This is a genomic window from Synechococcus sp. LTW-G, from assembly GCF_054459035.1.
Genome location: NZ_JBTKYW010000011.1, coordinates 20,178 through 33,521, shown reverse-complemented (window position 1 = coordinate 33,521; position 13,344 = coordinate 20,178). Strand labels below are relative to the sequence as shown.

Below are 13,344 nucleotides of genomic sequence, written 5' to 3'. Positions count from 1 at the left end.
CCGCTGATCGAACCTACATCACCAGGTTTCCCCAGCTTTCAGTTCGCTGCTCGCTCACCTTTCGGTTTGCTCGCAGCACATAACCATAACACCATCAACCCCCATTCCGTCAAACGCGGCAGACCAGAGCGTCCGCCCAGGGCTTGAAGCGCGCCAGGGTCTCCTGATTGCGCGCCGCCAGCACAGGAAAATTGGCCTCACTCAGATCCTCGCCGGCTTTCAGCTGAGCTGGATCCCGCACCAGCCAATCCATCGGGCAATTCAGTTCCTGGAGCACCAGCCATGCGGCAGCCAGGTCCCAAATCTTCGGTGTGGCCTCCAAGGCCGAGATGGTCTGCCCCATCCCCACACTCACCAGGTTCAAGCTGGCCACCCCCAGCAGCCGAATCTTCCCGGGGAAACGCTGATTCGGAAGCTTCTGCAGCACCCCTATCGAGCGGCTGCAAAGCGACGCGCAACCGGCCACCTGATTGCGGGCCGAAGGGGCACCCAATTTCTTGTCCTTCCGCCAGGCTCCACCGCCTCGAATCGCCACGATCCGCTGACGCAGGGGCGGTACGTCCAACACCCCCAGCACCGGGACTCCGTTCTCAAAGCGGGCCAGGGAAATCGCCCAATAGGGAATCCCCGCCGCGAAGTTGGTCGTCCCATCCAGGGGGTCCACCACCCAGTAGGCCTCCGAGGTCGGAACCGACTGACTGCCTTCCTCGCTCAGCACCCCCTCACCGGGATAGAGCTCAGCCAAGCCTTTGACCAAGGTGGCATCGCTCCAGCGGTCACAGGCCGTGATCAGGCTCCCGTCGGCCTTGGCTTCGGAATCCAGCTGGCCAAAATCCTGTCGCTGTCGCTCGGCCACCTGATCCAGCAGTAGCCCCAGCTGCTCCAAGCCTTCTGGCATCGCAAGAGAAAGCATCGTCACCCCAGCTCCGCAGCGAGAACACGATCGAGATTGCCGGCTGTATCCGCCCGGAATTGCTTCAGGCTGACGCGGCTCAACAGCACCAAGGCCAGAACCGCGATGGACGCCTCAAACAGCAGCACCAGCCCGTAGGCCACATGCGCTGGTGCATCAGGCAACACCCAGCGCGCTGCATCCAACAGACCCCCACCCATCACCTTGCCCAACGCCCGTGAGTAGGCCTGGGCCAGGCCCCAGACACCAACAAAGGTGCCAGCGACAGCAGGAAGGGTGAGATCCAGCATCAAAACCAAGGTGGCATTGGTTCCGATCCCTGTCGCCAGTCCGAAGAGAAACAGCACGATCCGCAATGCATTCGGATCAGCCAGCACCCCGACGCCCGCCAACAGCAGCAGCGACAACAGGATCAGCTGACAGCCCAGCCGAGCCGCACTGAACTTCCCAAGCCTGGGAACCAACCAGAGCCCGGCCAGCAGCAAACCCAGCAGGGTTCCCACCCCCCAAACCGCACTCAAGGAAGCCGTCGCAGCAATCGGCAGACCAAACACCTCTGCGCCGTAGCTCTCCAGGATCGGGTCCTGCAGGAAGACCGCCAAGGTGAAGGCCAGCAGGAAGCAGAAAAAGACCAGCACCTGACGGCTGCAGGTGATCAGACGCCAGGCATCCCCCAGGGTAATCGCATCCTCACGGTCCTCCGAGCGACTAATCGCCCGCTCACTCGCATGGGGCTCAACGCCACAGGTGGCAAAGACCGTCAGGGCAAACACCACCACGGCCACGCGAGCCAAGAACTGGAACAGCGCTGGCTCAAGCAGCGCTGGGTCACTCACCCCATCCAGCCCCTTCAAACAAATGCTGGTGGCAATCGCACCCACCACGATGCCCACGGTGAGGAGACACCAAATCAAGCCCACCGCCCGGGGGCGTTCCTCCTCGCTCGTCAGGTCAATCACCAGGGCCAGGTAGGGCGTCGTCGCAAGCGAGACCGCCAGGCCGTAGCAAGCCACCACCGCACAGATCGCCGCAATCCCAGCCGTAATCGACCCGGCATCCCCTGATCCGAAGGCCGCATGCAGGCGGAAGATCAGCGGGATCAACAGCACCGCCAGGCTGCAGAACAAAGCCGAACCCAGCCAGATGTAGGGGGTGCGGTGCCTGCCTGCCCAGGGCCGGCTATCGGAGATCTGTCCGAACAGGATGCGCGCCGGGGCCACCACCTGCTCAAGGGCCAGGGCACCACCCACCAGCAGCCCAGGGAAACCAAGCTCCGTGAGCATCACCCGGTTGAGCATCCCGACAAAGATCACCGCCAGACAGCCCAGGCACCCCTGGAACAACCCCAGACGGATCAGACGAGGAAGAGGAAGAGACAGCTGCAGTCGCTCAGCTGGTCACTGACGTTAGTCGGACTAAGCCCTAGCTCTTGGCCCCCGGATAGGGAGCAGAGCAGGCCGGCGGCAGGGGCTCAGGCGAGACAGGAACGGTGTAAGTCTCGTCCTCAAGCGGCTTGATCGCCGAGAGCTTGGGGGCCTTGCAGATGCCGATCTGATCGAGACCCGTGCGGCGGCGCAACTCCGAAAGACCGGTGTTGTAGTCAGCGAGAGCTCGTGCATACCGCAGCTGTGCCTGAGTCAAGTCCCGCTGGTTATCCACGACCTCTCGCTGGGTGGTCACACCGGCCTGAAAGCGAAGGCGAGCCAAGCGGAGTGATTCCCGGGAGGACAGCACCTCGCGTGAAGTGGTCTGGATCGTGCGCGTATCAGCCCGCAGATTGTTGAAACTCTGCTCGACCTCGTAGCGAACCCGATCACGGGTCTCTGCGAAACGGAAAGCGTTTTCCTGGGCTTGTTGCTTGGACTGGCGGTATTGAGCACGGGCGCGGCCACCATCAAAGATCGACCAGCGCACATTCAGACCGACCGCGTTGTCTGTTGTCCAGGTTTGGCCGCTTTGTATGCCACCTTTTTCAAAAACACCTAGACCTGCTGTGGCACCCGGGTTCAAACCCGCATATCCAAAGGTTCGGGCCGTTACGAAATTGTTGACGATACTCAAGAACGGCTGAACGGCACCCAGAGAAGCATTGGCATTGCTATTAGAAACGGAAATACTTAAAAGTGCATTATCAAGCTCTTCGCGAAAAGCATAAGCCCCCAAAATGCTCTCCTCAAGAGAGGGCATCCAAACCCCTATAGGACGGAGGGGCTGCTTAGCTGTCGGCGTGATGTTTTGCGGAAGATCAAGCAATCGCGCCAAATTCCTTCGCGCATTCGCCTGATTTGCCAAGGAGTCAGTCAGAAGGTCTTGATCACGCGCGAGCTGGGTTTCAGCCTCGAGAACTTCAAGCTTGGTCGCCACTCCGGCCTGGTAACGGGCCCTGGCATCTCGCAGGCTGACCAGAGAAGCTTGGACGGAGGTTTGACCAATCCGAACATTGTCATCGCTGTATTGAAGCTGGAAATACGCCTGAGACGCCTGCAGACGTAGATCTCGGAGGGCGATCAGATAAGTGTTCTTTGCCTGCTCAAATGCATCCCGGGCCGCGCTCACCTGGGGAACCCGCTGGGGATTAATCAGATCCCAGTTGAAGCCGAGGTTGGCCGTCGCCGCCCAACGGTTGGTCTGGGTGTTGCCGCCTTCGGTGGTGGAACCAATGGAGTTCAGATAGTTGTACGCACGTCCATAAGTCCACGCTGGGAATTGTCCCGCAGAAAAGTCGAAATTCGGGTACCAAGAGGCAATAGCGGCCCTCAGATTGCTCTGGGCTTGATCAACGCGGCTCGCAACGGCCTTGAGGTTGGGGTTGTTCACTTCCGCCAAGTTCTCCACGTCCTGGAGTGAGAGCGGGCGGAGCTCAACGATTTTGACTTGATCAACTTTATCCGGCAGGGCCAGGGTTGCCGGGGCCGCCAGCCGCTGAAGCGCTGGGTCGAGCTTGGTGGCAGCCGGAGGAAGCACCGTCGGGTTGGACTTGGGGCGCTGGCCCTTGGTGCTGAACGCCGAAGGCAGAGGCATCGGCGGGGGATCAATCAACTCCAACTTGGGGGCTGCCTGAGGAGCCGTTGCAGCCTCATCAGCCGCCTCCGCGGCCAGCGGAGTGGCTAGGGACAGGGAGAAACCAGTGGCCGCAGCAATTGCGCGAAAAAAGCGACCCACCAAAAACCCTGACAAATAAATCTGACCCGACTTTAATGAACCAATCTTCAGCCGCCCAGGCAGGCGGCCACGATGTCGTCCGCCCCATGCACCAGGCGCACAGGGGACTTCAGTTGCGCCGCAACGACTTCAAAGGGTTGGTCGTCTAAAAAGATCGGTTCACCCTGACGCAGCATTACAGCAGGCAACAGCAATTCATCACCCAGCTCCGCGCCCTCCAAGCCCTCGAGCAGGTCCGAACCAGTGAGCAACCCCGTTACGACCTGATCCTGACCCCAGTAGGGACTCGGCAGCCCCTTGAGCAACACCTCCAAGCCTTCGACCTGGTTCAGACGGTCCACCGCCGGCTGCAGGGCCTCTGCCACCAACTGCCCCACCACCCAACTCACCCGCCTGGGGGCCGCCAGGGCAGCCGGCAGATCGCTGGTGGCCTCATCCATCGCCTCCAGAAACGAGCGAATACTCCCCACCCCATTGCCCTCTTGGGGCAGGTCCTCGTAGTCGGCCCGATCCGGCAGGGGATAGCCCGCCATCAGATACCACTCATCCGAGAGCCACGCGAAACGGCTACCGAAGCGTTCCCGGAATCCCACCTGCAAGGTCTCCACCTGGGCGATCACCCGCTGGGCGCAGGCCCGGTCCACCGGCACCAAGCCGTCCCCATCGGGCCGATAACGGGTCAAGCCCACGGGCACCACGGCAGCCGAGAGCACCGCTGGCCACTCGCCACCGGCGAACTCCGAGAGATCCCTGAGGGTCTGCTCCAGGGCCTCGCCGTCGTTGCGGCCCGGGCAGACCACCACCTGGGCATGGATCTGCAGCTGCCGCTGCTGGAACCAAGCCAACTGCTCCAGCAGCAACGCCGCCCTGGGGTTCACCAGCAGCTGGGAGCGGAGCTCCGGGTTGGTGGCGTGCACTGAGACGAACAGGGGCGAGAGGCGCTGCTGCTCGATCCGCTCCCAATCGGCAGCCGAGAGGTTCGTCAGGGTGAGGTAGGAGCCGTAGAGAAAGCTCAGCCGGTAGTCGTCATCTTTGACGTAAAGACTGCGGCGATGGCCCGGGGGCTGCTGGTCGATGAAGCAAAAGGGGCAGGCGTTGTTGCACTGCTTCAGGCCATCGAACAGCGCCTCGGTGAAGGCCAGGCCGAGGCCCTCATCGGCATCCTTCTCCAGCTCCACCCGATGCACGCTGCCATCGGGGTCCTGCACCTCCAGGCAGAGCTCTTCCTCTCCGACCAAAAACTGCAGGTCAATCAGATCCCTGGGGCGCACCCCGTTGATGCTCAGGAGGCGATCACCCGGTTGGATTCCCAGCTCATCGCCGATGGAGTCCGGCTCGACGCGATCCACCACCGCAGGAGCGGGAAGCCTGACCTCTCCATTTGTCTCGGCCAGGACCACCCCGGCCGAAGGCTCATTCCACACAGGCCGCTACTGCACACCTGTCTTCAGTCTGAGACGCAGCTGGATCAGGCGACGCTGCGGGCAGCCCAAAGGATCACCCCCAGACCAAAAAAGACGCGGTAGCCGACGAACCACCAGGTGCTGTGGTTCTGCAGAAAACGCAGCAACCAGGCAATCGCCAGCCAAGACACCACCGCCGAAGAGGCAATGCCCACCAGCAGCGGCAGGGCTCCGCCGGCCGCTGGCTGTGAAAACGCATCCTTGAGCTCCACCAAACCGGCCAGGCTGATGGCCGGAATCCCAAGCAAGAAGGAAAAGCGAGCGGCTTCAGAACGCTTCCAGCCGTCAAACAACGCGGCCGTCAGGGTGCTGCCCGAGCGGGAGACCCCGGGAATCAGCGCCAAGGTTTGGGCCAGGCCCACCAGCCAGCCATCCCGTAGCTCGACATCACCCAGAACGCGGCGACGGCTGCCCCAACGCTCCGCCAGCCCCAGCAGCAGGCCCATCACGATCGAGACGATCCCGATGGAGGTGAGGCTGCGCAGCGGGGACTGATCAAAGTCCGGAACAAAGAGCTTGATCCCCAGGCCCGCCACCAGGATCGGCAGGGTGCCCCAAAGAATCGCCTGCCCCAAGCGCGCCTCAGGGGTGTCCCAGCGCTGAGCACGCCAGGCCTGCCAGGAGGCCTGGATCACCTGTTTGAGGTCCTCGCGGAAGAAGCCAATCACCGCAGCGATGCTTCCCAGCTGGATCACCGCGGTCACCGCCACGCCGGGATCACCCCAGCCGAGCAGGACCGGCACCACCTTCAGGTGCGCCGTGCTGCTGATGGGCAAGAACTCCGTCAGGCCCTGCACCACACCGAGAACCAAAAAACGCCAACAGGCCTCCAAGACCCCCAGCGACTCAGTGGGGGGAAGGGTGGTCACGGCAGGGCAGCAAGGATCAGGCCAGACCCTATGCGCGGGGGGAGGCCTTGAGAAGCCGCGCACCCTTTAAGGTTGGATACCTTTCGTTACAGGCGTTGTGCTCGGGGTGCAGCCCAGCCTCACCACAGAGACGCTGACCCAGGCACCGCCAAGCCGTGGCTCCGAGGCAAAAGGCTGGGGGCTTTGGCTGTCGGGCTGCCTACTGGTGGCCCTGCCGGTCTTCCTTCAGGCCCCCTGGGTGCGCCTGGCACCCTTTTCTGCGGCGCTCTTTACGGCCCCCTTGCTGTTCCTGGGGATCGCCCTGTCGGAGCACCCCAACCAACGGTTGAGCAGCGCCGGCAGCTTGCTGGTGGGCTTCAGCGGCAGCTGGCTTGGGGGATGTCTGTTTTGGGGCTGGTGCCGCCTGCATCCCCTCTGGCATTTGCCAATTGAGGCCTTCGCCCTGCCCCTGGCCCTCGGGGGGCTCGGCACCCGCTGGCGCCTCGCGGCCAGCTTCTACCTGGCCTCCTTGGTCGGGACCGCCGCCACCGACGGTGTGATGGCCGTGACCGGCGTGATGCGCCATTGGACCGAAGTGCTCAACGCACCCATCGATCAGGCCACCGCCCTGCTGCATCAGGCAGCCCTTGGGGTGCTGGAGCCCATGCCCCTGGGGGTCACCCTGCTGGCGGGCATGGTGCTGTTGAACCTCTGCCACCGTTATTGGCACCATCCCGATGGCGCCTGGAGAGTCGCCGCGGCCGCCATGGCCACAACCCTTGCTGTGGATGGACTTTTCCTCGCCGCCGCCCTCTGGTCTCCCCACTGGAGTGGGCTGATCTGAAGAACTGCAAAAGCCTCAACGCAAGGGCACAGCCGCGAGGACCGCTGCTTGTAGGTTTGCAGGGCTGGCTGCCTAGCAGCCCTCTCCCTGTGGTTCCCGTTCAGACGGAGTTATCAATGAAACGGCTGGTTTCGTGGCTCATGAGTGGAGTGCTGATGGCCGGCCTGCTCCTCAGCCTGATCATCGCCCCCGCCGCTCAGGCCGACTCGCTGCGCAACGTCGCAGACGACAAGATTTCAGAGCGCGGCGACAAGATCGACCTGAACAACTGCTCGGTCCGTCGCTTCCAAGCCTTCCCTGGGATGTACCCCACCCTGGCCGGCAAGATCGTGCTGGGTGGCCCCTACAACAGTGTTGACGACCTGTTCAGCCTGGACCTGACCGATCGCCAGAAGGAACTGGTGGAGAAGTACAAGGGCAACTTCACTGTCACCCCGGCGTCCATCGCCCTCAACGAAGGCTTCGATCGGATCAACGACGGCCAATACCGTTGATTGCCTGAGCGTTTCAAGCGCTCAGCTGAGGTCTAGATTCCGCAGCCGGTGACCGCCGTCGGGCCATCCCGACGGCTTTTTTGTTGCCTCAGTCAGTCCTGACCTGATGCCGTCCATTCCCTCCAATTGGGACGTAATCGTGGTGGGCGGGGGTGCCGCAGGCCTGATGGCCGCCCTCGAATTACCGGAGGGTCTCAGCGTCCTGCTGCTGAGCAAAGATCGCGCCCCCCGCTCGGCGAGTCGCTGGGCCCAGGGGGGCATTGCTGCGGTCACGCGACCTGAGGACAGCTTCGCGAGCCATCTGCAGGACACCCTCAAGGCGGGCGGGGATCTCTGCGATCGGCCCGCGGTCGAGTTACTCGTGCGCGAGGCGCCGGCCTGCGTCGAGCGGCTCCTGGAGCTGGGCATGGACTTCGACCGCCATGAAGGCGGACTGAGCACCACCCTGGAGGCCGCCCACAGCCACCGGCGGGTCCTGCATGCCCAGGACCGCACCGGTGGAGCACTGGTGGATGCCCTGGAGCGCAAGGTGCTCCAGCGGCCGGGCCTGCAGCGGATCCAGGGGGGCCTTGCACTTCAGCTTTGGATCAGCGACGGCCACTGCCGCGGCCTGCAAGTGCTGGTGGACGGCACGGTGCAGTGGCTCCAATCCCGGGCGGTGGTACTGGCCACCGGCGGGGCGGCGCACCTCTTCGCCAACACCACCAACCCCAAACAGGCCAGCGGCGACGGCATTGCCATGGCCTGGCGGGCCGGCGCAGCAGTACGCGATCTCGAGTTTGTTCAATTCCACCCCACGGCCTTGATGCTGCCGGGGGCCCCCCACTTCCTGATCTCAGAGGCGGTGCGCGGCGAGGGCGCGCGACTGGTCGACGACCAAGGGGAGAGCCCCGTCAGCCAGCTCAGCGGCGGAGATCTCGCGCCGCGGGATGCCGTCAGCCGGGCCCTGGTCCAGCGGATGCGGGAGCGGCAGACCCCTCACCTCTGGCTCGACCTGCGGCCCGTCGGGACCAGCAAGCTGGAGCGGCAGTTCCCGACGATCCTGGGGCGCTGCCGCGAGTTGGGCCTTGAACCCACCGAGGCCCCCATCCCCGTCGCGCCCGCAGCGCACTACTGCATGGGGGGCCTGCGCACCGATGCGCGCTCAGCCACCACCATCCCTGGCCTCTATGCCGTTGGGGAGGTGGCCAGCAGCGGCGTCCACGGCGCCAACCGCCTGGCTAGCAATTCCCTGATGGAATGCCTGGTCTACGCCAGGCAACTGCGGGACATCGAGCTGTCCCCAGCCCAATCCGCCAGGCCAGAGCCCTTGCCTGGCAAGGCCATGACGGACCTTCCGCCCATCAGCCTCGAGGCGATCGAGCTGCAGACCGAGGAGCTGCGACGCCTCTGCTGGCAGCGGGCCGGTGTGGAGCGCAACGGACACGAACTGCTCGCGGGCTACCGGGCCTGCCAGCAGCTGGAGGGCGCGCTCAGCGGGCAACCCCTCCTGCAGGCCGTCCAAACACTGGGGCACGACCAAGCTCTGCAGCTGTCTCAAGAGCAGGTCCGTTGGCTGGCCAAAGCCCATGACCTCAAGCAGCGGGCCACCGTGGCGGCCCTCCTGATGGAGTCAGCGCTCTTCAGAACCGAAAGTCGTGGCGGTCACTTCCGCGTCGACGCCCCAGCCAGGCAGCCCTTCTGGCGGCGCCACACCGTACAGCGCAAGGGGCTCAGCATCAGCACTGAGGCCCTGGCGGACTAACGCTTACTGAAGGGGCGGTCCGTTGTAGCCGCTGGCCTCGGCCAATTTGGCCAGGGGCTTAGCACCGGAATCGAGCTGGCCATTGATCTCCCAGGTGGGATAGCCCTCAATCTTCTTGGCCTCGCACAGCTCGCGCTGGCTATTGCGGCCATCGGGAGCGCACTCGATCACCGTCAGCTTTTCGGCGGCCTGGCGACCGAAGAGCTCCTTCTGCTCATGGCAGTGGGGGCACCAGTAAGCGGTGTAAACCTTCGCGCCACTGGCCGTCAGATGTTCCGCCAAGGCGATTTGTGCCGGCCCGCTTTCACTGCGCACCGGAGGGGAGACACCCGGAGCGGAATCCACCACCGGACGCCCCACGGAGGCCGCCCAACCCAAACCAATGACGCCCACCAACAGGGCCGTAATGACGCCGCTGAAGATCAGCTGGCCGCGGTCCTCCCAATCACCGCCAATCAGGCTGAGGACAAACAGCGCTGAACTCAGACCGGCCGAGAGGATGCAGAAGGGGCAGCAATCGCGGATGCCAAAGGCCATCACCCCCAGCAACACCGCGCTGAACACCGCCATGCCGGTGCTCAGAAGGAACAATCCCCACCAGCTGCGCTGGCCCAGGCTCACCCGCAACTCCCCTTGCAGCACGAGGGGAACGACGGCCATCAACAGGACCGCGCCGTAGCCCAACAGTCCAAAGAGGGCCAGGGGCTGTCCAAACAGCGAACCCCAAGCACTGGAGAGCACCTTCTCGCAGCCATTGCAGCCAAACAAGCCGGTCGAGCTGCAGCTGAGATTGCCGATCAAGCCCCACTTGCTCAGGGTGATCGAGCCGGTGTCAATCACACCGATGGTGGCCAGAACGGCCATCACGACCCGCACCCAACGCTTGCCGCCATCGCCGCGCCGGCGCTGGCTTCCCAGACGTTCACTCAGGCGCGATGAACTCACGGCGCAGGACTCCTGACGTTGGAGGAATTGTGGCAGGGATCCTGATCAGTAGGGTTAGGGATTGGCCAGCGAGCGGCCGACCTTCTTGAGCTCCTCCATGACCGATAGCGCCCGACCAAGCACTGGAAAAACCGTGGCGTTCGCGCATCTCGGCTGCGAGAAGAACCGCGTCGATACTGAGCACATGCTCGGCCTGCTGGCGGAGGCCGGCTACGGGGTCAGCGCCGATGAAGCCGACGCCAACGTCGTGGTCGTCAACACCTGCAGCTTCATTCAGGACGCCCGGGAAGAGTCCGTTCGCACCCTGGTGGAACTGGCCGAGCAGGGCAAGGAGTTGATCATTGCCGGCTGCCTCGCCCAGCACTTCCAAGGGGAACTGCTCGAGAGCCTGCCGGAAGCCAAGGCCATCGTTGGCACCGGCGACTACCAACACATCGTCAGCGTGCTCGAGCGCGTCGAAGCCGGCGAGCGCGTGAATCAGGTCAGCGCCAACCCCACCTTCGTGGGCGACGAGAACCTGCCCCGCTACCGGACCACCAGCGAGGCTGTGGCCTACCTGAAGGTGGCCGAGGGCTGCGACTACCGCTGCGCGTTTTGCATCATTCCCCACCTGCGCGGGGACCAACGCTCCCGCACGATCGAGAGCATCGTTGCCGAAGCGCGCCAACTGGCAGCCCAGGGCGTGCAGGAGTTGGTCCTGATCAGCCAGATCACGACGAATTACGGCCTTGATCTCGCCGGCAAGCCCCAGTTGGCCGAGCTGCTGCGCGCGCTCGGCGAGGTGGAGATTCCCTGGATCCGCGTGCACTACGCCTATCCCACGGGACTCACCCCTGAGGTGCTGGCGGCCTACCGGGACGTCCCAAACGTCCTGCCCTATTTGGATCTACCGCTGCAGCACAGCCACCCGGATGTCCTGCGGGCGATGAATCGCCCCTGGCAGGCCGATGTCACCAACGGTGTGCTGGCGCGCATTCGTGAGCAACTCCCCGACGCCGTGCTGCGGACCACCTTCATCGTGGGCTATCCCGGCGAAACCGAGGAGCAGTTTCAGCACCTCCTGGATTTCGTGGCCGAGCAACGCTTTGACCATGTGGGGGTCTTCACCTTCTCGCCCGAGGAGGGGACCCCCGCGGCCGAGCTGCCCAACCAGGTGCCCGCGGAGATCGCCGCTGAGCGCAAGGACCGCCTGATGGCGCTGCAACAGCCCATCGCCGCCGAGCGCAACGCCGCTTGGGTGGGGCGGATCGTGGATGTCCTGATCGAACAGGAGAACCCCAGCAGCGGCGAAATGATTGGTCGCTGCGCCCGCTTTGCCCCCGAAGTCGATGGCGAAGTGCGGGTGATGCCCGGTGAAGGCGGGCTCTGCGCTGCCCCCGGAACGATGGTCCCGGTGCGCATCACCGCCGCGGACACCTACGACCTGATTGGTGAGGTGGTGGGAGCCAAGGCCATGGTCCAAGACGCCCTCTCGATGCAGCGGGCTCAGTCTTGATTCAACAGGGACTGAAGCGTCTGCAAGGACGCCTCACGCGGCATCAACGCACCACGTTTTTACTGGCTTCAGGGATCAGCACCGCCGGCTCCTTTGCCGGGCTGACCGCCAAAGGCTGGTTGCTGATGGAGGGCGCCGGCAACCCGTTTCTGTTGGCGCTCAACTTCGCCGTCCTAACCCTGCCGACCCTGGTCATCAGCGGCCCGGCTGGGGTACTCACCGATCGACTCGGCAGTGAGCGGGTCCTGATCCGCGCCCAATGGGCCCTGCTCGCAGCAGCGGTGCTCGGCGCCATCGCCATTCCCTTAACGGTGGGGCCCAAGCAGGACCTGCTGCTTCTGCTCAGCACCCTGGGCATCGGAATTGCGAGCACCTACGAGCTGACGGCCCGCAACAAATACGTCGCCCTGCTGGTGGACGAGCCCGAACAACTCGGTCCCTACCTCGCCAGCTTCTCGGTGATCTTCAACGTCGGCAAATTGGTCGGACCGCCCCTGGGGGGACTACTGCTGGCGGCCACCGGACCCACCCTGGCCCTCAGCCTGGATGCGGCCACCTATCTCTTTCCGATCCTCACCCTGCTCTGGCTGATGGCACCCCATCGCGAGCGGGAACGCCGCAGTCAGGGCGGCCAAGCGGCCAACCTGCTCACGGCCTGGCGCGAGTGCGGCGCCAGCCTGCGCCACGTCCTCAGCTTCACCGCCGCGGCCTGCCTAGTGGGCTTCTTCCACCCTGGGCTGGCGCCACTGATGGCCCTTGAGCTGCTGGGACCAAGCCCAATGGCCCTGGGGCTGTTCACCAGCGTTCTGGCCTGCGGCAGCATCTGCGGCGGGGTCCTACTGCAGCGCAACGCCGCTGCAATCAGCGCGCGCCCGGGTTGGCTACTGGGTAGCACCACCCTGCTGACGGCACTGGCCCAACTCGGATTAGCCCAGCAAGGAGCACTCGCCTGGGGCTTGGCCATGGCCTTCCTGATCGGAGCCGGCACCGCAAGCCTTCTGGCGGGGACCAATCTGATCATCCAAGTGCATGCTCCCCAGGTGCTCCGGGGACGAATGGCAGGCCTTGGTCAGATTGCCTTTTTGGGGGGTGGAGGACTGAGTGGTCTTGCGGCAGCGCTTCTCACGGAAACGCTGCCTGGAGGCCTCTGGAGCTGCCTGGCCGTGCTTGGCAGCCTTGGGGCTGCCCTTGGGGTCTGGGAGCTCCTGCGGAACCGCAGGATGCGGCTCAGACCAGCTTGATGCCGCGCAGCACGAAGGAAATGGCTGCAGCCGCCACCAAACCACCGCCGACCAGTGCGAGATAGATCACGGGGCCCATGGTTCGGTGCGTTCAACTGTGCGCTATTAGAGCAGAAACCAGCCCGCCCCCTGGTCACTCGGCCTAGGCTGGTCGCCAACTCATCGGATGTCCCCTAGGGGGCAGCCGTTCCACGC

At 64.2% G+C, this 13,344-nt stretch carries 12 protein-coding genes; 5 read left to right on the top strand and 7 right to left on the bottom strand.

Translation table 11 applies throughout. The features are described from left to right. Nucleotides 1-109: 109 nt before the first annotated feature. The 5 genes from ACXIQ9_RS12210 to ACXIQ9_RS12190 all read right to left on the bottom strand — a co-directional run bounded on the left by ACXIQ9_RS12210 (nucleotide 110) and on the right by ACXIQ9_RS12190 (nucleotide 6,407). Nucleotides 110-913 (bottom strand): inositol monophosphatase family protein, encoded by an 804-nt coding sequence (locus ACXIQ9_RS12210; protein ID WP_459016807.1) that lies wholly within the window; start codon nucleotides 911-913, stop codon nucleotides 110-112. A gap of 2 nt (nucleotides 914-915) precedes the next feature. Beyond that, nucleotides 916-2,256 carry a BCD family MFS transporter gene (locus ACXIQ9_RS12205; protein ID WP_459016806.1) on the bottom strand — a complete coding sequence of 447 codons (1,341 nt, stop codon included), beginning with the start codon at nucleotides 2,254-2,256 and terminating at the stop codon, nucleotides 916-918. A gap of 79 nt (nucleotides 2,257-2,335) precedes the next feature. After that, complete coding sequence (locus ACXIQ9_RS12200; protein WP_459016805.1) at nucleotides 2,336-3,958, bottom strand: TolC family protein; 1,623 nt, start codon at nucleotides 3,956-3,958, stop codon at nucleotides 2,336-2,338. A 164-nt stretch (nucleotides 3,959-4,122) separates the two neighbouring features. Further along, nucleotides 4,123-5,499: a TIGR03279 family radical SAM protein gene (locus ACXIQ9_RS12195; RefSeq protein ID WP_459016803.1), complete on the bottom strand. Its 1,377-nt coding sequence runs from the start codon at nucleotides 5,497-5,499 to the stop codon at nucleotides 4,123-4,125. A 44-nt stretch (nucleotides 5,500-5,543) separates the two neighbouring features. Then, nucleotides 5,544-6,407: an undecaprenyl-diphosphate phosphatase gene (locus ACXIQ9_RS12190; RefSeq protein WP_424174596.1), complete on the bottom strand. Its 864-nt coding sequence runs from the start codon at nucleotides 6,405-6,407 to the stop codon at nucleotides 5,544-5,546. A gap of 97 nt (nucleotides 6,408-6,504) precedes the next feature. On the opposite strand from ACXIQ9_RS12190, the gene ACXIQ9_RS12185 reads away from it, so the two are divergent. The 3 genes from ACXIQ9_RS12185 (at nucleotide 6,505) to nadB (ending at nucleotide 9,468) form a co-directional block, all read left to right on the top strand. Next, complete coding sequence (locus ACXIQ9_RS12185) at nucleotides 6,505-7,230, top strand: DUF3120 domain-containing protein (protein WP_459016802.1); 726 nt, start codon at nucleotides 6,505-6,507, stop codon at nucleotides 7,228-7,230. Between the two features lie 116 nt (nucleotides 7,231-7,346). After that, entirely contained in the window at nucleotides 7,347-7,724 is a 378-nt protein-coding gene (psbU, locus tag ACXIQ9_RS12180; RefSeq protein ID WP_010313181.1) for a photosystem II complex extrinsic protein PsbU, read from the top strand. 106 nt (nucleotides 7,725-7,830) lie between these two features. Further along, nucleotides 7,831-9,468: an L-aspartate oxidase gene (nadB, locus tag ACXIQ9_RS12175; RefSeq protein ID WP_459016801.1), complete on the top strand. Its 1,638-nt coding sequence runs from the start codon at nucleotides 7,831-7,833 to the stop codon at nucleotides 9,466-9,468. Between the two features lie 3 nt (nucleotides 9,469-9,471). On the opposite strand, the gene ACXIQ9_RS12170 is transcribed toward nadB, so the two are convergent. Beyond that, the gene (locus tag ACXIQ9_RS12170; protein WP_247476970.1) at nucleotides 9,472-10,413 is read right to left on the bottom strand and encodes a vitamin K epoxide reductase family protein; all 942 of its coding nucleotides are present in this window, start codon (nucleotides 10,411-10,413) and stop codon (nucleotides 9,472-9,474) included. A 97-nt stretch (nucleotides 10,414-10,510) separates the two neighbouring features. Between ACXIQ9_RS12170 and rimO the strand changes: the two genes are divergently transcribed. Further along, the gene (rimO, locus tag ACXIQ9_RS12165) at nucleotides 10,511-11,908 is read left to right on the top strand and encodes a 30S ribosomal protein S12 methylthiotransferase RimO (protein ID WP_459016800.1); all 1,398 of its coding nucleotides are present in this window, start codon (nucleotides 10,511-10,513) and stop codon (nucleotides 11,906-11,908) included. Beyond that, nucleotides 11,905-13,149 (top strand): MFS transporter, encoded by a 1,245-nt coding sequence (locus ACXIQ9_RS12160; protein WP_296416353.1) that lies wholly within the window; start codon nucleotides 11,905-11,907, stop codon nucleotides 13,147-13,149. The genes rimO and ACXIQ9_RS12160 overlap by 4 nt, the downstream gene beginning before the upstream one ends. Here ACXIQ9_RS12160 and petL read toward each other — a convergent pair. Beyond that, a complete protein-coding gene (gene petL, locus ACXIQ9_RS12155) occupies nucleotides 13,136-13,228 on the bottom strand; it encodes a cytochrome b6-f complex subunit PetL (protein ID WP_010313192.1) in 93 nt (30 codons plus the stop codon). The two genes, ACXIQ9_RS12160 and petL, sit on opposite strands and share 14 nt — an antisense overlap. Nucleotides 13,229-13,344: the final 116 nt, after the last annotated feature.

What these genes read in the sequence shown, in the direction of transcription:
- ACXIQ9_RS12210 (WP_459016807.1), bottom strand. Translation starts at nt 913, where the DNA reads ATGCTTTCTCTTGCGATGCCAGAAGGCTTGGAGCAGCTGGGGCTACTG.
- psbU (WP_010313181.1), top strand. Translation starts at nt 7,347, where the DNA reads ATGAAACGGCTGGTTTCGTGGCTCATGAGTGGAGTGCTGATGGCCGGC.
- nadB (WP_459016801.1), top strand. Translation starts at nt 7,831, where the DNA reads ATGCCGTCCATTCCCTCCAATTGGGACGTAATCGTGGTGGGCGGGGGT.
- rimO (WP_459016800.1), top strand. Translation starts at nt 10,511, where the DNA reads ATGACCGATAGCGCCCGACCAAGCACTGGAAAAACCGTGGCGTTCGCG.
- petL (WP_010313192.1), bottom strand. Translation starts at nt 13,228, where the DNA reads ATGGGCCCCGTGATCTATCTCGCACTGGTCGGCGGTGGTTTGGTGGCG.